This window comes from Solirubrobacter soli DSM 22325 (assembly GCF_000423665.1).
In the GTDB taxonomy this organism is placed as follows: Bacteria; Actinomycetota; Thermoleophilia; order Solirubrobacterales; family Solirubrobacteraceae; genus Solirubrobacter; species Solirubrobacter soli.
On record NZ_KE384072.1, the window covers coordinates 61,000 to 80,862 of the forward strand.

Here is a 19,863-nt window from a genome sequence, read left to right on the forward strand (position 1 = left end):
CCCTTCCAACCTCGCCGTTCATGAACCACAACACGGGACGCAAGCGCCGGACGCCACCGGCGCCGACGCGGTCGCGCCGCGGACCGCGCTGCGCCCGCCTTCGCGACCAGGAGCTCAAGCGGATCGTCCACCGCTACTACCACGAGGTGCTCACGCTGCGCCGCGTCGACGTGCTCGACGGGCTCGTGGCGGCGGACTTCACCGGCCACGACGGTGCGGGCGCGCTGATGGACCGCTACGGCCTGCAGGAGGCCGCGGAGATGCTGCTCGACGCGTTCCCGGACCTGATCGTCACGGTCGAGGACCAGGTGGCCGAGGGCAACAAGGTGAGCACGCGCTGGTGGGCGTCGGGCACGCACGCCGGCACGTTCGCCGGCATCTCCCCCACGGGTCGCACCGTGACGATCTCCGGCATCGACATCCACCGCGTCGAACGTGGTCGGATCGCCGAGCTCTGGGAGGAGCTCGACGTCGCGAGCCTGCTCGCCCAGATGCTCTAGGTGGCAGCGGCCGAAAGACCAGGGCGCCGTCCCGATTGCGCGGACCCGACCGCAGGCGGTTGGGTCGGCGCATGCTCAGTATCCACCCGCTTCGGGCCCTCACCGTCATGCTCGCGCTCGCCGGCGCCACCTTCGCGATCGCCGCACCTCGCGCCTCGGCGCTCGGCCCTGAATGCAACTACGACGGCTGGAGCTTCAACGCCTGTCTGACCCTCACGGGCTCGACCTCCTACTTCTACTGGGACGCGCACGTCGGGATCGACGTCAAGCTGCCGGAGCAGTACGGTCGCGAGGTCCTCGCCTGCGGCGCCGACTTCAAGGCATCGCTGTGGGGCGACGACGGCGGGTCCGGCGACGACTTCATCCGCAACCTGACCCTTGCGCCGGGCTGGCCCGCCGCCGGCCCCGACGGCATCGGCGCCGAGTTCACGGCCCGCCTCATCGACAGCGCCGACCTCGACGAGGACGACGGCAACGACGAGGTCTACGCCCGGGTCTCCTACAGGGACTGCCACACCGGGTTCATCCGTCCCTTCCGCACAGGCGCCTTCACCGGGGGTGACTTCCGCCGTTGAGCGTCAGGCGCCGTCAGGGTGGTCGGCCGCCCAGCGGACCGACCGCACGATCATCGCGTAGCCCGTGCAGCGGCAGATCTGGCCGGAGATCGCGGTGCGGATCTCGTCGTCGGTCGGGTTCGGGTTGCGGTCCAGCAGCGCACGCGCGGTGAGCAGCATCCCGCTCGTGCAGAACCCGCATTGCAGGCCGTGCTCCTCGTGGAAGCCCTGTTGGACGGGATCGAGGACGCCGTCGCGCTCCAACCCCTCGACGGTCGTGATCTCGTAGCGCTCGGCGGTGGCCGTCAGCACCGTGCAGGACTTCACCGGCTCGCCGTCCATCAGCACCACGCAGGTCCCGCAGTTGGAGGTGTCGCAGCCCCAGTGCGTGCCGGTCAGTCCGAGCTCGTCGCGCAGGAAGTGCACGAGCAGCAGCCGCGGCTCGACCTCGCGCGTGTACTCGACCCCGTTGACCGACAGCGTCACCTGCAAGTCGTGGAAGCTAGCGGAGCGAGCGGGCGATCCCGGCGGCGAGCACCGCGACCGGGAGGTTCGGGTTGCCGCGGGTGATCGTCGGCATGATCGAGGCGTCCGCGACGTGGAGGCCGTCGACGCCTCGAACGGCGCCGCTCGAGTCGACCGCTCGCGCGCACGACCCCGCGGGGTGGCAATAGTTGACGACGCGGGCGCGGATGTCGAAGTCGGCCGGCGTGACCCGCTCGCCAAGGAAGGCGGCGAACGGCGCGTGTCGGACCATCCGTTCGAGCAGGTCGCGCGCCTCGGTCAGAACCTGGAGGTCGTGTTCGTCCGAGAGGTAGCGGTGGTCGATCAGCGGGAGCGAGGTGGGATCGGCGTCGCGCAGCGTCACGCGCCCCTGCGAGCGGGCGCGCATCGCGCCGCCGTAGAGCGAGATCGGCGGCAGGCCGGGGTGACCGGTGTTGGCCCCGGCGACCAGGAAGACGTGGATGTCGTAGGGCCCGTCGTCGCAGCGGGACGAGCGGGCGCGGCCGACGGTCTGCTCGTCCGGGTGATACGGCGTGCTCGCGAGCGTCTCGCGGAAGCGTTCGGAGCCCGCGTAGTCGAGCGCGACGCACGGGTGGTCGAGCAGGTTCTCGCCCACCGGGAGGTCGGCGACGACGTCGATCCCGAGCGTGTGGAGGTCGTCCGCCGGACCGATCCCGGAACGCAGCAGGAGCGCGGGCGACATGTATGCCCCGCCGGCGACGATCACCCGCCGCGCGCGCACGGTCTCGCCGCCGACGACGACGCCGCGGGCGCGGCCGCCTTCGATCAGCACCCGCTCCACGAGCGTGTCGCCCTGGATCGTGAGCCTGTCGCGTACGCCGTCCAGGAACGCGAACGCGGCGTTGTAGCGAACGCCGTCGACCACGTTGACCGCCATGGGGCCGATGCCGACGCCCGCGGTCAACTCGTGCAGGTCGTGGGCGAGCGGCAGGCCCTGCTCGATTCCCGCGTCGACGAATGCGCGCTGGACCGGGGTCAGCTCGTCGAGCGTGAGCGCGCGGACGCGGAAGCGCTCGCGGACGAGGTCGATCAGCGGCTCGACGTCGGTCAACCCCCACTCCTCCCAATCCGCGTGCGCGCCAACCGCGGCGGTGCAGCCGTTGTGCGCCGAGCAGCCGCCCACGATCTTCGCGCGCGGGAGGTCGAGCACGCGGTCGGGGTACGTCGTCTCGCTCGTGTGGCCCCAGTCGTGCGAGGTGGGCACGACGCGGGCGTCGAGCATGTCGGCCGGCCAGCTCTGGCTCTGCGGTCCGTAGTCCGGACCCGCCTCGAGCAGCAGGACGTCGGTCCCCTGCTCGGCGAGCAGGCCGGCGACGGTCGCGCCGCCGGTGCCGGCGCCGACCACGATCGTGTGCGTATCCATGAAGTCCTCTCAGGCGACGACGACTTCGACGCCCGCGGCGCGGAAGTCGTCGAGCAGGCCCTGCGGCGCGGCGTCGTCGGTGACGAGCACGTCGAGCTCGTCGATCGTGCAGACGCGGGCGAAGGCCGTGCGGTTGAGCTTGGTGGCGTCGGCGACCGCGATGCGGCGCCGCGAGCTGGCGAACGCGGCGCGCTTGACCGCGGCGTCGTCGAGGTTGTACTCGGTCACGCCGCCCGCGACGTCCACGCCGCCGACGGTCAGCACGACCGTGTCGAAGTAGAGGTCGGCGAACGGCTTCTCCGCCAGCGCGCCGATCAGCGAGCGCTCGCCGGGGCGGATGATCCCGCCGCCGATCATCGTCGTCAGCCCGGGCTCGTCGGCGAGCACGGCAGCGATGTGGAGGCTGAGCGCGAACACGCGCAGGTTGCGCCGCCCCTGCAGGGCGCGGGCGACCGCGAGCGTCGTCGTCCCGGCGTCGAGCACCACGGTCTCCCCCTCGTGCAGCAGCCGGGCCGCGGCGGCGCCGATGCGCTCCTTGGCGTCCAACTGGCGCGCCGCGCGCAGGGCGAACGGGGGCTCGTAGGCCTGCGATTGCGCGGTGACGGCGCCACCGTGCACGCGGCTGAGCGCGCCCGCCTGCTCGAGCGTCTCGAGGTCGCGGCGGATCGTCATCTCCGACACGCCGAAGCGGGTGGAGAGCTCGGAGACCAGCACTTTGCCGTCCGCTTCGAGCAGGTCGACGATCTGGAGGTGGCGCTCAGGCGCGGTCACGCGTGGGCGAGGTCCGGTTCGGGCGTGGGCACGGGCGCACCATCATCCTCGACCATGATCTCGCGCGACATCGTGCGCCACCCGTCGTTGCCGGAGCGGCGCAGCGCGAGCAGGGTCACGAGGCCGAAGACGAGCCACAGACCCGCGACGATCGGCGCGTAGCGGACCGGCGCCGCGGGGAGCGGATTGAGCGACTTGTACGCGACCCAGAAGAGCGAGATTGTCGAGACCGCCGGGAAGACGACGTGCAGGAGCGGGCTGAAGTCCTGCCGGCCGCGGAAGAACCGCACGACGCCGACGTTGCCGAGGAAGTACACGAGCACGTAGATCAGGGTGCCGACCAGGCCCATGACGAAGAACGATTGATCAGGGCCGACCCAGGCCCCGACGCCGAGGCACACGGCGAGCGCGAGCGCCGTCTGGGCGAGCACGGCGTTGGCGGGCGTGCGGTAGACCGGGTGGATGTGGTCCAGCGCGCGCGGGAAGGCGCCCGAGCGGGCCATCGCGTACCAGTTGCGCGTCGAGTCGGTCGTGCAGGCGATGCACACCGCGATGCCGGAGTTCAGCAGCGCGAGCAGGACGAGGATCCAGGCGCCGCCCCAGAGCCGGTGGGCGACGACGAAGGCCGGGTTCTCGGACGAGGCCGCGAGCGTGTCGAGGTGGTCCACGCCCCAGCCGACCTGCAGCCCCCACGCGCAGGAGACGTAGAAGACACCGAGGACGACGACCGAGCCGATCAGGGCGCGCGGGATCGCGCGGCGCGGGTCGCGGGTCTCCTCCGCCACGGCGGCGGCGGACTCCCACCCGGTGAAGGCGAAGATGCTGAACACGACGGCGAGGTAGAACCCGTTGAGGCTGGATGAGTTGGCCGGGTTGAAGCCGGCGAGCGTCATCCCGCCCTCGCCGGGCGAGAGCAGCCCCGAGACCGCGAGCGCGAGGATGATCGCCATCTCGATCAGCGAGAAGATCATCAGCGCGCGGCCGGAGATGCGGATGCCGCGGTAGCCGACGAACGCGACGACCGCGAGGATCGCGACCGCGAAGACGGGCCAGGGGATGTTCACGCCGTACTGGTCGTCGAGCTCGCCGTGCAGGACGAAGCCCGTGTAGGCGGCGAGCGCGCCGGGGATCGCGGCGACGAACCAGCTGTAGAGCCAGCCGACCATGAACCCGGCCTCAGGGCCGACGGTGCTCGAGACGTACGTGTAGAAGCCGCCGGCGGACGGGAGGTGCTTGGCGAGCTGGCCCAGCGCGATGGCGCTCACGACCGCGATCAGGAACGCCACCAGGTAGGTCGACGGCGCGCCGAGGCCGGCGAGGTCGGTGTTGAACGCGATCGTCGCCAGGATGCCGACCGCCGGAGCGATCTGGGCGACGCTCTGCATCAGGACGGTGGGCAGACCCAGCGCTCCGCGCTCGAGTCCGGTGTGAGATGACACGACGGCTCCTCTCTCGTCAAACGCACATCACTGCTGTGCGATCTAACAGTATCCATGTTTGAGCGAGCGTGTCAAGTCCTTGCTCGTCGCCGTTTCGTTGCCGGGGGTTGCGTTCGATTCGAACATGTGTCATGTTCGAATGCATGTCCCCGTACTTGAATGACATCCTCGACCAGCCCCGAGCCCTGGCCGCGTTCACCTCTCAGGCGGCCGCCGAGATCGCGCCGGTGGCGGCGCTCGGCCGCGGCGAGCGCGTCGTCCTGACGGGGATGGGCGCGTCGCTGGCGGCGCTGCGGCCGGCGTGGATGACCCTCGTCGCGGCCGGCGTTCCCGCGTGGTTGATCGAGACGGCCGAGCTGCTCAACGACGCGCCGGGGCTGCTGGAGGGCGACGTGTCGGTCGTCGCCGCGTCGCAGTCGGGGCGCAGCGTGGAGGCGGTGGCGTTGGTGGACGCGGCGCCGGGTCGGCTCATCGCGCTGACCAACGATGCGCTGTCGCCGCTGGCGGGCGGCGCGGACGTGACGGTCGAGATCCATGCCGGCGTCGAACATGCCGTCAGTACCCGGAGCTACGTGAACACGCTTGCCGCGGCACAGCTCGTGGGCGATGCGCTGGCGGGGGTGCGGGTGACGCGGCCGTACGAGGCCGTGGCCGACGCGCTGGCGGGGTATCTCGCGTCCTGGGAGGACCGCGTGGCGGCGTTGAAGTCCTCGGTCGGCGTTCCCGAGCGGCTGTACCTGCTGGCGCGCGGCGCCTCGCTGGCCGCGGCGTCCTGTGGTGCGCTGATCGCGAAGGAGGCGGCCAAGCGGCCGGTCGAGGCGATGAGCGTTCCACAGTTCCGCCACGGTCCGCTCGAGCTCGCCGACGAGCGGCTGACCGCGATCGTGCTGGCCGGGACCGGCCCCGATCGCGAGCGCAACCGGCGCCTGTACGAGGACCTCGAACGGCTCGGCGCCGCGGGGCTGTGGGCGGACGCGGACGGCGATCTGCCGCTGGCCGACGTGCCCGCGGATGGCCTGCCGATGGCCGAGATCGTGCTGCTGCAGCTGCTGACGGTCGCCCTGGCGGAGCTGACCGGCGTGCCCGCGGGCGAGTTCCGCCACCTCGAGAAGGTCACGACCGTCGAGTGACCGTCGTCGCCCTCGACATCGGTGGGACGAACATCCGCGCCGCGCGGGTCGATGCGGACGGGACGATCCTGGCACGGCGCGTGGCGCCGACCACGCGCGAGCCGGCGCTGGACGCACTGGTGGCGGAGCTTGCCGACGAGCAGGTTGCGGCGATCGGCGTCGGCGTCACCGGGCCGGTCGTGGACGGCGTCGTTGAGAACCCGCACACGCTCCCGGGCTGGGAGGGGCTCGACCTGCGGGCCGCTCTGCGCTCGTTCGGCGTCCCGGTCGTCGTCGACAACGACGCGAACGCCGCCGCGTTGGGCGAGTGGTGGCTGGGCGGGCGCGCTTCGCGGCTGGCGATGGTCACGTTCGGCACCGGGATCGGCGTCGGATCGGTGGTGGACGGCGTCGTCCAACGCGGCCCGGCCGGTGTGCACGGCGAGGCGGGCCACATGGTCCTCGACCCCGCCGGGCCGCCGTGTTACTGCGGCGCGCGCGGCTGCTGGGAGCAGCTCGCGGCGGGTCCCGCGCTGCCGCGGCTGGCGGCGTCGGCCGGGCTCGATGTCGCCACCGGCGCCGAGCTCACCGCGCTCGCCCGTGCCGGCGACCCGCGTGCGTTGGAAGCCTTCGCCGAGTTGGGCCGCTGGATCGGCCTCGGTCTGCTCAACCTGACCGCGGTCTTCGCGCCGGACGTGATCGTGCTGGGCGGCGGGCTCGGCGCCGAGCACGACCTGTTCGCGGCCTCCATGACCGCCGCGATGGCGAACGCGATGGTCCCGACGGCGAGCGTGCGGGTCCGCCCCGCCGCCCACGGCGACGACGCGGGGCTGCTCGGCGCCGCCTACGCTGCGCTCGAATGCTCGCTCTGACGACGATCGCGACGCCACCGTACGTCGAGCTGCGCGAGGTTCCCGACCCGGTGCCGCTCGCCGGTGAGGTGCTCGTGCGGGTGCGGGCGGTCTCGCTCAACCGCGGCGAGGTGCTCGATCTGCCGGGCAAGCCGCCGGGAACCGTGGCGGGGTGGGATCTCGCCGGGGTGACCGAGGACGGGACGCGGGTCGTCGGGTTGCTGCGCTCAGGTGCGTGGGCGCAGTTGGCGGCGGTCCCGCGCGCGATGCTCGCTTCGATTCCCGACGGAGTCAGCGACGCCCAAGCCGCCGCGCTGCCGACGGCGGGGCTGACCGCGCTGCGCTCGCTCGAGCTCGGCGGGCTCCTGCTGGGGCGGCGGGTGCTGGTGACGGGCGCGACCGGCGGCGTCGGGCGCTTCGCGGTCCAGCTCGCTCGGGCCAGCGGCGCGCGCGTCACCGCGCTGGTCCGGGGAGAGCCGATCGAGGGCGACTTCGACCTCGTCGTCGACGCGGTCGGCGGCGCGACGTTCGGCAGCGCGATCGAGCACCTCGCGCCGCGAGGGCTGCTGGTCAACCTCGCGACGCCCGAGGATGAGCCGGACGTCACGTTCACCGCGGCGCGCTTCGACCGCTCCTTCGGCGCGCGGATCTACACGCTGAACCTGGTCGACGAGCTCGCCGGCCACGCGACGCGCGACCTCGAGCGGCTGCTTGCGCTGGTCGCGGACGGACGGCTCGACCCGCGGATCGACCACGAGTCCTCATGGCGCGATTTCGCGGCGGCACTCGCGCGTCGGGGCAAGGTCGTGATACACGTCGCGTGATGCGGGTGTTCGCCGCCGGGTCGCTGCGCCCCGCCTTCGAAGGCCTCGAGGCCGAGTTCGTGTTCGACAACGCGCGCGAGCTGGCGGCGCGGATCGAGGCCGGCGAGCCCGCGGACGTGTTCTGCTCGGCCAGCCCGGCCCACCCGCGTCGGCTCCACGAGCTGGGCCTCGTGCGCGAGCCGGTCGCGTTCGCGTCCAACCGCCTGGTGATCGCGGTGCGCCACGAGGTCGGCGTGTTCGACCTCGACACCGCGCGGTTCGCGATCGAGGTCGAGGGCGTCCCGCTCGGCGACTACACCCGCGAGCTCTTCAAGACGGTCCCGGTCCTGCCGGAGCAGATCGCGTTCCAGGAGACGGTCGTCGACGCCGTCGCCGAGCGGGTGCTCAACGGCGACGCCGACGCGGGCATCCTCTACGCCACCGACGTCGACTTCCGCCCCCGGCTGCGGGCGATCGAGGTGCAGCCGGCCGTCCGCGCCGTGTACGTCGCGGCCGTCGCCTCCGAGCATCCGGAGGCGCAGCCGTTCGTGGACAGCCTGCTCGGCCACCCGGCGTTGCGTCGGGCGGGGTTCGACCTCCCCTCCTAGGAGCCCGTCGAAGCATTCCGGTGCGCCCGGTGCGGCACATCCGCGGCGTCTCGCGCCAACCACGCTGCTCACGGCCCAAAGGGCCGCATCGCGAGCGCGGCCGGCCCGAGCCACTGGCGGCTGCACCACCCCGATCGGACCGACCATGCTTCGACGAACTCCTAGCGCACGATCAGCAGGCTCGTCTGGGCGTGGTGGGTGAGCTTGGACGCGACGCTGCCCACCATCGCGCGGTTGTGGCCCGGCGTTCCACCGGCCCCGATCACGATCAGGCCGGCGTTCTGTTCGCCCGCGACGTCGAGGATCGTGTTCGCGGGGTCGCCTTCGCGCACGTGCTTCTCGATCGCGAAGCCGGCGCCGTCGAAGCGGTGCTCGTCGCGCGAGACGATGTCGTGCGCGACGCCGCGCAGGTCGACCGGATCCACCTTGGCCGCCAGACCCAGCCGCTCGAGCGGCGAGCGGCCTGGGTAGGCGCAGACGAGGTGCACGGTCGCGCCGGTGCCCTCCAGCAACTCGACGACCTTCTGAATGGCGGCCTCGGAACCCGGCGAGCCGTCCGTCCCAACGACGATCGCGTTCATGCGCCGACTTTACGCCGTCGCGAACTGCGTGCCGATCACCGACAGCATCTCGAGCCGCTTGGCGTCCTCGCTCCCCGGCGCCGCGGTGAAGACGACGAGGCGCTCGGTCTGGTTCTCGGCGGTCAGGATCTGGCAGTCGAGCTCGATCAGCCCGACCTGGGGATGCTGCACGCGCTTGTGGGTGTCGGTGCGCTGCGCGACCTCGTGGCGCTCCCACAGGGCGGCGAACTCGGGGCTGGCTTCGAGCAGCGCGTGGACGAGCGGTTGTGCCGCGTCGGGGTCGCGCCCGTGCGCGACGCGCAGCGCCGCGGCGTAGCTGCGCGAGTGCAGGCCGTAGTCCTCCTCGGGAAAGCGGTCGCGCTCGTGGGGATCGACGAACCAGCGATAGAAGACGCTGCGCGCGAGCCCCGTGAACTCGGTCTGCGAGCCGAGCAGGGCCTCGGCGAGCGGGTTCTGGACCAGCACCACGCCGAGATCGGACACGACCTGCGCGGGGGTGTCGAGCCGGTCGAGCAACCTCAGCAGCGCCGGCGTCACATGGTCGGAGCGAAATCCGCGCGGCGGCGCGGCGTGGCCCGCGAGCTGGAAGAGGTGGTCGCGCTCGTCCTGGGTGAGCCGCAGCGCGCGGGCCAGCGCGCCGACGGTCTGCTCGGACGGCCGCGAGCCGCGCTGCTGCTCGAGGCGGGCGTAGAAGTCGGTCGACATGTGGGCGAGGAGCGCGACCTCCTCGCGCCGCAGCCCGGCGGTGCGCCGGCGTCGCCCCTGGCTGAGGCCGACGTCCTCGGGCCGCAACGCCTCGCGGCGGCGGCGGAGGAAGTCGGCGAGGCCTTCGCGGTCCATGTCTCGCAGTATGCGCCGCGGCCGGCGCGTTACCCAGGGACAGCGTGTCCCTGGGTAACGCGACCGCTTTTGCCGGGTGGGTGCGAGCGGCACGGTGTCGGCATGACCTCCATCGCACTCATCACCGGCGGGAACCGCGGCATCGGGCGCAGCACCGCGCTGGCACTCGACGGCGTCGACGTGATCCTCACCTACCGCTCGAACGCCGACGAGGCCGCGGCCGTCGTCGCCGAGATCGAGGCGAGCGGCCGCCGGGCCGCCGCGCTGCAGCTCGACGTGGGCGACGTGGCGTCGTTCGACGCATTCGCCGATGCCGTGCGCGACGTCCTTCGCGGGTGGGACCGCGACACGTTCGACTTCCTCGTCAACAACGGCGGGATGAGCCGTGGCGGGTCGGTCACGGACGTCACCGAGGCCGACTTCGACGCGCTCGTGAACGTCCACTTCAAGGGCGTCTTCTTCCTCACCCAGGCGCTTGTGGGGCTGCTCGCCGACGGCGGCGCGATCGTGAACCTCTCGAGCGGCCTGGCGCGGTTCACGAGCCCGGAGCGCGCGATCTACGGCTCGGTCAAGGGCGCGGTCGAGGTGCTCTCCCGCTACCTGGCCGCGGAGCTCGGTCCGCGCGGTATCCGCGTCAACGTGATCGCGCCCGGCCCGGTGGCGACCGACTTCAGCGACGGCGTGGTGCGCGAGACGCCGGCGCTCCAGGAGCACCTCGCCTCGATGACCGCGCTCGGCCGGATCGCCTATGCCGACGACATCGGTCCCGCGATCGCCGCGCTGCTCGGCGCCGGCAACCGCTGGGTCACCGGCCAGCGCATCGAGGTCTCAGGCGGGATCCACCTGTAGGAGCCGCAGCGCGCCGATGTACTCCGGCTGCGTGCGCAGGTGGCCGTGGCGGGCGTCCCACGCGCCGGACTCGAGATCTCGCCGCAGGCGGTGCAACCCGCGTTCGACGGCTTCCGGGTCCGCGAACGCCCACACCGACTGGGCGGCCCGGATCGTCGGGTCGAGCAGCTTCTCGGGCCGCGCGTACCAGGCCTCGATGAAGCCGTCGACGCAGTCGATCGGGATCGGGACGGGGGTGATCGTCGCGTTGCCGCCGAGGATGCTCGCCACGCGTTCGACCCCGGGATCGCGGGCGTCCTCGGCCTCGAAGAGCTCGGGGATGTACGCGTCGAGCCAGAAGTCGTGCATCGCCGGCCCGTCGAACGTGAGGATCACGACCGGGCCTCTCGCGACCCGGCGCATCTCGCTCAGGCCCTTTTCGAGGTCCGGCCACTGGTGGATCGTGATCGTCGCCATCGCGGCGTCGAAGCTGTCGTCGTCGAACGGGAGATCCTCGGCGACGGCGTTCACCGCGGGCGTGCGGCGCTGCGCGCGCATCTGCGCCGACGGCTCGACCGCGACGACGTAGCGGTCCTCCGGCTCGTACGAGCCCGCGCCGGCGCCGACGTTGAGGACCGTGCGGGCGTCCCCCAGTGCGTGATGGATGCGGGCGGCGATGCGCGGGTCGGTGCGCCGCAGGTTGGCGTAGCCGGCGCCTTTGGCCTCGTAGTCGAAGTCACCCGCCGGCAAGTGCGCGCTCCATGTCGTCGGCGAGTGCCGGCTGCGAGTACGGACCTGGTCGGCGGAGGTGCTCGAGCACGTTCTGCTGGGAGACCGGGTCCTTGTCCTCGCTCATCTTGACCTTGCAGACGAAGCGGGTGATCGGCAGGCGGATGCCGACCGTCCCGCGCGCGATCCGGGCGCCGATCTCCTGGTCGAGGTAGAGCGGGTCGGTGACGTGCTGCTCGAAGTGGGCGACGAGGCGGGTGAGGACTTGCAGGTTGGTGTCGGGGTCGAGGATCTGCGGCGTGCCGTAGCAGTGGGCGACGCTGAAGTTCCACGTCGGGGCGGGCGTGGCGCCGGGCACGTACCAGCTCGGCGAGATGTACCCGTGCGGGCCGGCGACGATCAGCAGCACCTCGGACGTGCCGAGCGCGTGCAGTTGCTCGTCCGGCTTGCCGACGTGGCTGTAGACCGCCAGTTCCTCCGACTCCTCGTCGAGCAGGATCGGATAGTGCGAGGCGACCAACCCGTCGTGGTGACTGACGAACGTCGCCCACGGGTTCTCGCGGATCATCCGACGCACGATCGCCGGGTCGGTCACGGCGTGGTGTGGACTGTGCCGCATGTGCTCAGGCTAGCCTTGCGCCCCGTGCGCCGCACCCAGGCCGAGCGCCGCGCTGAGACCGAGCGGCGGCTGATCGAGGCGACGATGGACATCATCGCTGCTGACGGCGTGCGCGCCGTGACGATCGCCGCGGTGGGATCGGCTGCCGGGTACTCGCGGGGAATCGTCAATCACCAGTTCGGGACGCGCGAGGGGTTGATGGCCGCGGTGGCGCAGACCGCTCAGGCACGCTTCTCGCCCGTCACCGGCGGCGTGCGCGGGCGCGAGCGGGTGCTGTCCGACGTGGCCGCGTATCTGGCGGCGCTGCGCTCGGGCGCCCGCGACGCCCGCGTCTTCCTGCGGCTTTGGATCGCGGCGATCGGCGGCGAGGAGCCAGGGCTGCACGAGACCTTCGTCGCCCGCGACGCGTTCTTCCGCGATCACGTCGCCGCCGCGGTTCGCGAGGGGATCTCGGACGGCACGATCCGCGCCGACGTCGACCCGGCCGCGGCCGCGTTCGCGATCGTCGGCCAGCTGCGCGGCATCTCGCTCCAGCTGCAACTCGCGCCCGACGCCGCCGACCTGGACGCGCTCTCCGCCGAGGTCGGCGCATGGCTCGACCGCGCGCTCGCCCCGTAGCGCCCCGCCCCGGCCCCGGCGCGCCGCCACGCTACTCCTCGCGGCCCAGAATCGCCGGCTCCCACTACCGGACGATCACGAGCGCCTGGGTGACGAGGCCGAACGCGGCCGCGATGCGGACTAAGTGCGCGCTAAAGGGTCAGACCCCTTAGGTTCTCGTTAGGTGCAGATACGGCGCCAGGCCGTGCGCGAACCTAACGGCGAGATAAAGGGTCAGGCACCTTAGGTGGGGTTTAGAAAGTGAGGCGTTCGCGGGCGGCGACGACGCGCGGGGCGCGGGAGAGCGGGAGGAGTGGGAAGCGGGCGAGCGCGCGGGCTTCGTCGATGCGGCCTTCGGCGAGCAGCGTCTCGACCTCCGCGAGGTCGCTGGCGAACGGGACCGCCAAGCGGTACGGGCGGGCGCCGACCAGGCCGCCGAGCACGGAGCGCAGCCGCGACATCTCCGCCCGCATCGTCACCGGCTTGCCGCCGTCGGGATAGATCTCGTGGGTGAGCTCCTCGACCGTCAGGCCGTCGGGCGCGAGCAGCAGGGTGCAGAGGATCTCCGCGTGGCGGTTGGACAGGGGGATCGTCTCCCCGCGGCGCAGGAGGACCGGGCGCCGGCGCAGCAGTTCGAGCCGCACGCCCGAGCGCGACTCGGCGACGCCGCCCTTCGGCCGCTGCCAGACGACGAAGCAGTCGTCTTCGAGGGTCTCCACGTCGGCGACGCTGCCGTCGCCCAGCACGACCTCCCCCGCCTCCAGGACCTGCCCGCTGCCGAGCCAACCGCTCGGCACGCCCATGAGGACTTGCCCGTTGCGCCGCACGAGCGCGGTCCGCTGGCGCGCGCCCGCGACCCGCTCCAGGTACACCTCGCGCGAGCGCTCGTCGCGCCGGTCGCGGTCGTGGCGCAGGTACGCCTCGGCCATCCCGGCGGCGGCGGTGACCAACGACAACGTGTGCGGGTGCGCGGTCTTCAGGTGGCCGGTGAGGTCGATCACTCCGAGGATCTCGCCGGTCGCGGGGTCGTGGATCGGCGCGCCCGAGCACTGCCACGGGTGCACGCGCCGCGAGTAGTGCTCGGCGCTGAAGATCTGCACCGGGTGGTCGACGGCGATCGCGGTGCCGAGCGCGTTCGTCCCCGCTCCGCGCTCGCTCCAGTCCGCCCCGCAGACGAAGTGCATGTCGTGGGTGGCCTCGATCACCCGGTGGTGACCTTCGATCCACAGCAGCACGCCGTCGGCGTCTGAGATCACGAGCATGTGGCCGGACTCGCTGGTGGCGCTCGACAACAGATCGCGCAGAACCGGCAGCACCGGATAGAGCGGATGACGGTGCCACCGCTCGTCGATCTCGCGGTCGTCCATCAGGATCGGCGCACGGCCCGTCAGCGGATCGATGCCCGCGTCGCTCGACCGCGCCCACGACTGCGCGACCACCGCCCGCACGCTCCCGCCGACGTCGACGCCGGAGTGGAACGCCTCGTGCACGCGCCGGAGCGCCTTCGCCTGGGCCAGGCGATCGCCGAGCGGATTGACGGCCAACCAGGGGTTTCGCATGGATAGTCACAAACGAAACTACCGGAGTCCTTTAAATAGGCGTGCAACCTCGTTGCAACGTTGCGAAACGCTTGCCTGAGCGGCCTTAGTGTCGAAGGGACATCGACCAGGAGGAGCCCTCATGGCCATCGCGATCCCTGTATCCGAAGCGACCCGGCACTTCACGTCCTCACCGGGGCAACTGTTGATCGGCGGCCGATGGGTCGACGCCGCCGAGGGCGGCACGTTCGAGACGATCGACCCCGGTACCGGCGAGGTGCTGACCACGGTCGCGCACGGCACGGCGGAGGATGTGAACCGCGCCGTCGCCGCCGCCCGCAAGGCGCTCACCGGCACGTGGGCGAAGATGACACCCTCCGAGCGCGGTCGTGCCATCCACCGCCTCGGCGACCTCGTGGCCGAGAACGCGGACGAGCTGGCCGAGCTCGACTCGCTCGACAACGGCAAGGCCAAGGCCGTCGCCGCGGCCGCGGACGTCCCGCTCGCCGCCGACCTGTTCTGGTACATGGCCGGGTGGGCGACGAAGCTGCGCGGCTCGACCGTCCGCCCGTCGCTGCCGTACATCCCCGGCGCCGAGTTCCACGCCTACACGGTCAAGGAGCCCGTGGGCGTCGTCGGCCAGATCATCCCGTGGAACTTCCCGCTGTTGATGGCGGCATGGAAGCTCGGCCCGGCGCTCGCGACCGGCTGCACGATCGTGCTCAAGCCGGCCGAGCAGACGCCTTTGAGCGCTCTTCGCCTCGGCGAGCTCGCCCTGGAAGCGGGCATCCCCGACGGCGTGCTGAACATCGTCACCGGCTTCGGCGACGCGGGCGCGGCGCTGGCCGAGCACAACGACGTCGACAAGGTCGCCTTCACCGGCTCCACCGAGGTCGGCAAGCTGATCGCGCAGGCCGCGGGCCGCACCAACCTCAAGCGGGTCTCGCTCGAGCTCGGCGGCAAGTCGCCGAACGTGATCCTCGACGACGCGGACGTCGAGGCCGCGATCGCCGGCTCGGCCCAGGGCATCTTCTTCAACCAGGGCGAGGTCTGCACCGCCGCGTCGCGCCTCTACATCCACCAGAACCTCTTCGACGAGGTCGTCGAGGGCGTCTCCAACGCGGCCAAGGCGATCAAGGTCGGCCACGGCATGTCCCCGGACACCGAGATGGGTCCGCTCGTGTCCTCCGAGCAGTTCGACCGCGTCACCGGCTACCTGAAGATCGGCGCAGAAGAGGGCGCTCGCGCCGTCACCGGCGGCAGCGCGCTCCCCGGCCCGGGCTACTTCGTCCAGCCGACCGTCCTCGTCGATGCCACGAAGGACCACCGGATCATGCGCGAGGAGATCTTCGGCCCGGTCGTCGCCGCGACGCCGTTCGCCTCGATCGATGACATCGCCGACCAGGCCAACGACTCCGAGTACGGCCTCGCCGCGGGCGTCTGGACCCGTGACATCTCCAAGGCGCACAAGCTCGCCGCACGCATCAAGGCGGGCACCGTGCACGTCAACACGTACCACATCTACGACGCCGCGCTGCCCTTCGGCGGCTACAAGCAGAGCGGGTGGGGCCGCGAGATGGGCGAGGAGGTCCTCAACGCCTACCAGGAGACGAAGTCGGTCGTCGTCGCGCTGTGAGTGACCCGCGGGGCGCCGGCGCGACCGGCGCCCCGCGACACGTCAGGCGAGTTTGTAGGTGCGGATGTTGGTGAACTCGTGGAGGCCGACGGTGGAGAGCTCGCGGCCGTAGCCGGAGCGCTTGATGCCACCGAAGGGGAGCTTCGGGTCGGAGGCGACGAGGGTGTTGATCGAGACCGCGCCGGAGTCGATCCGGCGGGCGACGGCGTGGGCGCGGTCGGTGTCGGTGCTCCAGACCGTGGCGCCGAGGCCGTAGCGGGTGTCGTTGGCCAGCGTGATCGCCTCGTCCTCGGTGGCGAACGGGGTGATCGCCACGACCGGGCCGAAGGTCTCGTCGGTGAACGCGGTCATGCCGGGCTTGACGCCGCTCAACACGGTGGGCGGGAAGAAGTAGCCCGGGCGGTCGAGGCGGGTGCCGCCGGTCTTGAGCTCAGCGCCCTCCTCGATCGTGGCGGCGACCTGGCGCTCGAGCGTCTCGAGGATGTCGAGGCGGGCGAGCGGGCCGAGGCCGACGCCCTCCTCGCGCGGGTCGCCGATCTTGACCGCCTCCAGCGCCGCGACCAGCCGCTCCTCGAACTCCTCCGCGATCCGCTCGTCGACGAGGAAGCGCTTGGGCGCGATGCAGGTCTGGCCGGCGGTCATCAGGCGACCCTTGACCGCGTGGGCGATCGTGTGGTCGAGGTCCGCGTCGGCGAGCACGACGAACGGGTCCGACCCACCCAGCTCGAGCACGCTCTTCTTCAAAGCCGCCCCCGCGGCGGCGGCGACGAACGCGCCCGCCCGCTCGGAGCCGGTGAGCGTGACCGCGGCCACGCGCGGGTCGGCGATCAGCTTCTCGGACACCTCCGGCACGTTGCCCGGGGCAACGAGCAGGCTCGTGAACACGCCCGCAGGCGCGCCCGCCGCGGCGAAGACCTCCTCCAACGCCACCGCGGTGCCGGAGACGTTCGGCGCGTGCTTCAGGAGCGCGGTGTTGCCGGCGAGCAGCGCGGGCGCGGCGAAGCGGATGACCTGCCAGAGCGGGAAGTTCCACGGCATCACCGCGAAGATCACGCCGATCGGCTCGTAGGCGACGATCGAGGTCTCGTCGACGCGCTGCTCGACCAGCTCAGCGGGCCCGTGCGCAGCGAAGTACTCGCACGCCGACGCGCACTTCTCGACCTCGAACGCGGCCTCGGCCAGCGGCTTGCCCATCTCGCGGGTGATCAGGTCGCGCAGCTCCTCGGCGCGGGAACGCAGCTCGCCCGCCACCGCCCGCAGGACCTCGGCGCGCTCCTCGACCGGCCGCCGGCGCCACACACCGAACGCCTCGTGCGCTGCCGCCAGCGCGGCCTCGATCTGCTCAGGCGAATGCTCGGCGAAGCTCGCGACCTCTTCCTCGGTCGCGGGGTCTACGACAACGATGCTGGGCGTCTCGACAGTCATGATTCTCCTCGAAGGCAAACGCTTTCCATAGAGCTTAGGCGGTCGCCACGAAGACGTTCTTGACCTCCGTGTAGGCGTCCGCGGCGTCGGGGCCGAGCTCGCGTCCCACGCCGGACTGCTTGAAGCCGCCGAACGGCGTCCCCACCCGCACCGACGTGTACGAGTTGATCGCCAGCGCCCCGATCTCGAGCGCCCGCGCCAGCCGCAGCCCGCGCGCGCCGTCGGTGGTCCAGATCGAGCCCGACAGGCCGTAGATCGTGTCGTTGGCGCGCTCGATCACCTCGGCCTCGGTGTCGAACGGCAGCACCGCGACGACCGGCCCGAAGATCTCCTCGCGCACGGCGCGGTCGTCGTCACCCGCCGGGAAGAGAACGGTGGGCGGGAACCAGAACCCGCGCCCGCTCGGCGACGAGCCCTGCATCGCGACCGACGCGCCGTCGACGTACGACGAGACCCGCTCGCGCTGGCGCGCTGAGATCAGCGGTCCCATTTGCGTCTGCTCGTCGAGCGGGTCGCCGACCCGCAGCGACGTGACCGTCTCGTCCAGGTAGCCGAGGAACGCGTCCAGCGCGGAGCGCTCGATGAAGACCCGCGAACGAGCGCAGCAGTCCTGCCCGGTGTTGCCGAACACGGCGCCGGCGAGACCGTGCGCGGCGCTTCGCAGGTCAGCGTCGGCGAAGACGATCGACGGCGACTTCCCGCCCAGCTCGAGCGTCACCCGCTTCACACCCACGGCCGCCCGCGCCGCGATGTCACGCCCCACGACCGTCGACCCGGTGAACGCGATCTTCCCGACGCCCGGATGGTCGACGAGCGCACGCCCGACGCTCTCCCCCGTCCCCACCAGCACGGTCAGCAGGCCTTCCGGGAGGCCGGCGTCGTAGGCGATCGACTGCAGCTCGATCGCGGTCAGCGGAGTCAGTTCGGACGGCTTGTGGATCACCGCGTTGCCGGCGGCGAGTGCCGGCGCGATCTTCCACGACGCGATCGTCAAAGGAAAGTTCCAGGGCGTGATCACGCCGACGACGCCGATCGGCTCGCGGAACGTCATGTCGACGCCCCCGGCGACCGGGATCGTGACGCCCCCGAGCCGCTGCGGCACGCCCGCATAGAAGCGGAAGGTCGCCGCGGCGCCGTCGATCGCGCCCCGGGCGTCGGCGATCGGCATCCCGACGTTGCGCGCCTCGAGCTCCGCCAGGCGGTTCGCCTCGCGTTCGATCCCGTCGGCGATCGCGAGCAGCACCCGCGCCCGCTCGGACGGCGCGAACCCCGCCCACTTCCGCTGGCCTCGGCGCGCGTCGGCGACCGCGGCGTCCACGTCTTCCGGCCTCGCCCCGAGCAGCGAGGACAGCACGGCTTCGGTGGCCGGCTCGATCACGTCATGGCGCATGCTCAGATTGTGACTACGTGCGAAACCACGTAGTGATCTGCGCGAAGCCGATCACCGGGAGCTTCGGGCCTTCGACCCGGATCGCCAGCCACTTCTCCCCGCCACCGATCCGGGTGACGCGGAGCGCCCAACCGGCACAGAACGCCTCGATCTCATCGATCCGGCCGGCGGCGACCGTGATGATCGCGGTCGCCTGCTCGTCCGGGGCGGTCGGCGTCGCGTGGCGCTCGAGCCAGCCGAGCAGCATCGCGTCGAGCTGCTCGGTGAGGGTCAGGATGTTGTTGTCGAGCGCGGTCACGACATGCAAGACGCCGTGACCGCCCCCGATCTTCCCCTACCACCAGACGGATTCGCGGGCGGCGGCGGTGCCGCCGGTGTGGTCGAGCGCGTCCAGCGCCGCCACGTCCTCCTCGGAGAGCGAGAAGTCGAAGACCTGCGCGTTGGCCTCGATCCGCTCGCGGTGGGTGGACTTCGGGAGCACGATCAGGTCGCGCTCGAGCGCCCACCGGATCAGCACCTGCGCGGGAGTCTTGCCGAGCCGCTGCGCGATCTCCCCGACGACCGGATGGCCGAGGTGGCGGCCGGTGCCGAGCGGGCTGTAGGCCTCGATCGCGATCGCGCGCTCCTCGGACGCCTCCCACAAGCCGCGCCGGAACTCGAACGGGCTGAACTGGACCTGGTTGACGACCGGGTCGACATCGGAGATGCCCAGAAGCTCGTCGACCTCGCGGGCGCTGAAGTTCGAGACGCCGATCGAGCGCGTGTAGCCGGCGGCCTGGGCGCGCTGCATGCCGTCCCACGCCCACGTCGGCCCGCCCTGCGGCCAGTGGATGATGTAGAGGTCGACGTAGTCGAGGCCGAGCCGCTCGAGCGAGCGCTGCGCCTCCGCCTCCGGGTCGCTGCGGCCCGGATCGAACTTCGTCGTGATGTAGACGTCCTCGCGCGGGACGCCGCTCTCGCGCAGCGCCTTGCCCACGCTGCGCTCGTTGCGGTAGGCCTGAGCGGTGTCGATGTGGCGATAGCCGAGCTCGAGCGCCCAGTTCACCGCGTCTTCGCACTGACGCCCGTCGTCGACCTGCCAGACCCCGAGCCCGAGCAGCGGGATCTCATGACCGTCGGCGAGGACGCGCGTCGTTGTCGTAGCTGCCATGTCCGCC

General features: G+C 71.8%; 22 protein-coding genes. 9 read left to right on the plus strand and 13 right to left on the minus strand.

Annotated features, from left to right (window positions below):
- Positions 1-20 precede the first annotated feature (20 nt).
- Together G569_RS55375 and G569_RS0139145 are read left to right on the plus strand one after the other, a co-directional pair.
- Positions 21-500 (plus strand): ester cyclase, encoded by a 480-nt coding sequence (locus G569_RS55375; protein WP_053227676.1) that lies wholly within the window; start codon positions 21-23, stop codon positions 498-500.
- Positions 501-571: 71 nt separating this feature from the next.
- Entirely contained in the window at positions 572-1,075 is a 504-nt protein-coding gene (locus G569_RS0139145; protein WP_157592619.1) for a hypothetical protein, read from the plus strand.
- 3 nt (positions 1,076-1,078) lie between these two features.
- On the opposite strand, the gene G569_RS0139150 is transcribed toward G569_RS0139145, so the two are convergent.
- Genes G569_RS0139150 through G569_RS55380 form a run of 4 tightly spaced genes read right to left on the minus strand, consistent with a single transcriptional unit; the run spans position 1,079 to position 5,152 of the window.
- On the minus strand, positions 1,079-1,546 hold the full coding sequence (locus G569_RS0139150; RefSeq protein ID WP_028067446.1) for a (2Fe-2S)-binding protein: 468 nt from the start codon (positions 1,544-1,546) through the stop codon (positions 1,079-1,081).
- Between the two features lie 10 nt (positions 1,547-1,556).
- Complete coding sequence (locus tag G569_RS0139155; protein WP_028067447.1) at positions 1,557-2,942, minus strand: GMC family oxidoreductase; 1,386 nt, start codon at positions 2,940-2,942, stop codon at positions 1,557-1,559.
- 9 nt (positions 2,943-2,951) lie between these two features.
- A complete protein-coding gene (locus tag G569_RS0139160; protein ID WP_028067448.1) occupies positions 2,952-3,713 on the minus strand; it encodes a DeoR/GlpR family DNA-binding transcription regulator in 762 nt (253 codons plus the stop codon).
- Positions 3,710-5,152 carry an APC family permease gene (locus tag G569_RS55380; RefSeq protein ID WP_053227677.1) on the minus strand — a complete coding sequence of 481 codons (1,443 nt, stop codon included), beginning with the start codon at positions 5,150-5,152 and terminating at the stop codon, positions 3,710-3,712. The genes G569_RS0139160 and G569_RS55380 overlap by 4 nt, the downstream gene beginning before the upstream one ends.
- Before the next feature lie 143 nt (positions 5,153-5,295).
- Here G569_RS55380 and G569_RS0139170 point away from each other — a divergent pair, with 143 nt between their 5' ends.
- The 4 genes from G569_RS0139170 to G569_RS55390 are packed head-to-tail and all read left to right on the plus strand — an operon-like array spanning position 5,296 to position 8,523.
- Positions 5,296-6,282 (plus strand): SIS domain-containing protein, encoded by a 987-nt coding sequence (locus G569_RS0139170; RefSeq protein ID WP_169542350.1) that lies wholly within the window; start codon positions 5,296-5,298, stop codon positions 6,280-6,282.
- Positions 6,279-7,133 (plus strand): ROK family protein, encoded by an 855-nt coding sequence (locus G569_RS55385; RefSeq protein ID WP_037502460.1) that lies wholly within the window; start codon positions 6,279-6,281, stop codon positions 7,131-7,133. Before G569_RS0139170 ends, G569_RS55385 begins: the two co-directional genes overlap by 4 nt.
- Positions 7,121-7,936 carry a zinc-binding dehydrogenase gene (locus G569_RS0139180; protein WP_037502462.1) on the plus strand — a complete coding sequence of 272 codons (816 nt, stop codon included), beginning with the start codon at positions 7,121-7,123 and terminating at the stop codon, positions 7,934-7,936. Before G569_RS55385 ends, G569_RS0139180 begins: the two co-directional genes overlap by 13 nt.
- Positions 7,936-8,523: a molybdate ABC transporter substrate-binding protein gene (locus G569_RS55390; protein ID WP_037502466.1), complete on the plus strand. Its 588-nt coding sequence runs from the start codon at positions 7,936-7,938 to the stop codon at positions 8,521-8,523. Before G569_RS0139180 ends, G569_RS55390 begins: the two co-directional genes overlap by 1 nt.
- Positions 8,524-8,684: 161 nt before the next feature.
- On the opposite strand, the gene G569_RS0139190 is transcribed toward G569_RS55390, so the two are convergent.
- Complete coding sequence (locus G569_RS0139190; protein ID WP_028067451.1) at positions 8,685-9,104, minus strand: universal stress protein; 420 nt, start codon at positions 9,102-9,104, stop codon at positions 8,685-8,687.
- Positions 9,105-9,113: 9 nt separating this feature from the next.
- Positions 9,114-9,944: a helix-turn-helix transcriptional regulator gene (locus tag G569_RS0139195; RefSeq protein ID WP_028067452.1), complete on the minus strand. Its 831-nt coding sequence runs from the start codon at positions 9,942-9,944 to the stop codon at positions 9,114-9,116.
- A 102-nt stretch (positions 9,945-10,046) separates the two neighbouring features.
- Between G569_RS0139195 and G569_RS0139200 the strand changes: the two genes are divergently transcribed.
- Positions 10,047-10,793, plus strand: coding sequence for an SDR family NAD(P)-dependent oxidoreductase (locus tag G569_RS0139200; RefSeq protein ID WP_028067453.1), 747 nt, complete (start codon positions 10,047-10,049; stop codon positions 10,791-10,793).
- Here the strand turns inward: G569_RS0139200 and G569_RS0139205 are convergent.
- Together G569_RS0139205 and G569_RS0139210 are read right to left on the minus strand one after the other, a co-directional pair.
- Positions 10,773-11,522, minus strand: a complete 750-nt coding sequence (locus G569_RS0139205) for a class I SAM-dependent methyltransferase (protein WP_028067454.1) — start codon at positions 11,520-11,522, stop codon at positions 10,773-10,775. The genes G569_RS0139200 and G569_RS0139205 overlap by 21 nt on opposite strands.
- Positions 11,509-12,120: an FMN-binding negative transcriptional regulator gene (locus G569_RS0139210; RefSeq protein ID WP_028067455.1), complete on the minus strand. Its 612-nt coding sequence runs from the start codon at positions 12,118-12,120 to the stop codon at positions 11,509-11,511. Before G569_RS0139210 ends, G569_RS0139205 begins: the two co-directional genes overlap by 14 nt.
- 24 nt (positions 12,121-12,144) lie before the next feature.
- Between G569_RS0139210 and G569_RS55395 the strand changes: the two genes are divergently transcribed.
- On the plus strand, positions 12,145-12,738 hold the full coding sequence (locus G569_RS55395) for a TetR/AcrR family transcriptional regulator (protein ID WP_053227678.1): 594 nt from the start codon (positions 12,145-12,147) through the stop codon (positions 12,736-12,738).
- Positions 12,739-12,971: 233 nt separating this feature from the next.
- On the opposite strand, the gene G569_RS66205 is transcribed toward G569_RS55395, so the two are convergent.
- Positions 12,972-14,276: a helix-turn-helix domain-containing protein gene (locus G569_RS66205; protein ID WP_084286219.1), complete on the minus strand. Its 1,305-nt coding sequence runs from the start codon at positions 14,274-14,276 to the stop codon at positions 12,972-12,974.
- A gap of 121 nt (positions 14,277-14,397) precedes the next feature.
- Here G569_RS66205 and G569_RS0139225 point away from each other — a divergent pair, with 121 nt between their 5' ends.
- Positions 14,398-15,891, plus strand: coding sequence for an aldehyde dehydrogenase family protein (locus G569_RS0139225; protein WP_028067456.1), 1,494 nt, complete (start codon positions 14,398-14,400; stop codon positions 15,889-15,891).
- 42 nt (positions 15,892-15,933) lie between these two features.
- Here G569_RS0139225 and G569_RS0139230 read toward each other — a convergent pair whose 3' ends face one another.
- Genes G569_RS0139230 through G569_RS55405 form a run of 4 tightly spaced genes read right to left on the minus strand, consistent with a single transcriptional unit; the run spans position 15,934 to position 19,856 of the window.
- Entirely contained in the window at positions 15,934-17,316 is a 1,383-nt protein-coding gene (locus G569_RS0139230; protein WP_028067457.1) for an NAD-dependent succinate-semialdehyde dehydrogenase, read from the minus strand.
- 34 nt (positions 17,317-17,350) lie between these two features.
- Positions 17,351-18,706: an aldehyde dehydrogenase family protein gene (locus G569_RS0139235; protein WP_028067458.1), complete on the minus strand. Its 1,356-nt coding sequence runs from the start codon at positions 18,704-18,706 to the stop codon at positions 17,351-17,353.
- A gap of 13 nt (positions 18,707-18,719) precedes the next feature.
- Entirely contained in the window at positions 18,720-19,004 is a 285-nt protein-coding gene (locus tag G569_RS0139240; RefSeq protein WP_028067459.1) for a hypothetical protein, read from the minus strand.
- Between the two features lie 36 nt (positions 19,005-19,040).
- Positions 19,041-19,856 (minus strand): aldo/keto reductase, encoded by an 816-nt coding sequence (locus G569_RS55405; RefSeq protein WP_053227680.1) that lies wholly within the window; start codon positions 19,854-19,856, stop codon positions 19,041-19,043.
- Positions 19,857-19,863 lie beyond the last annotated feature (7 nt).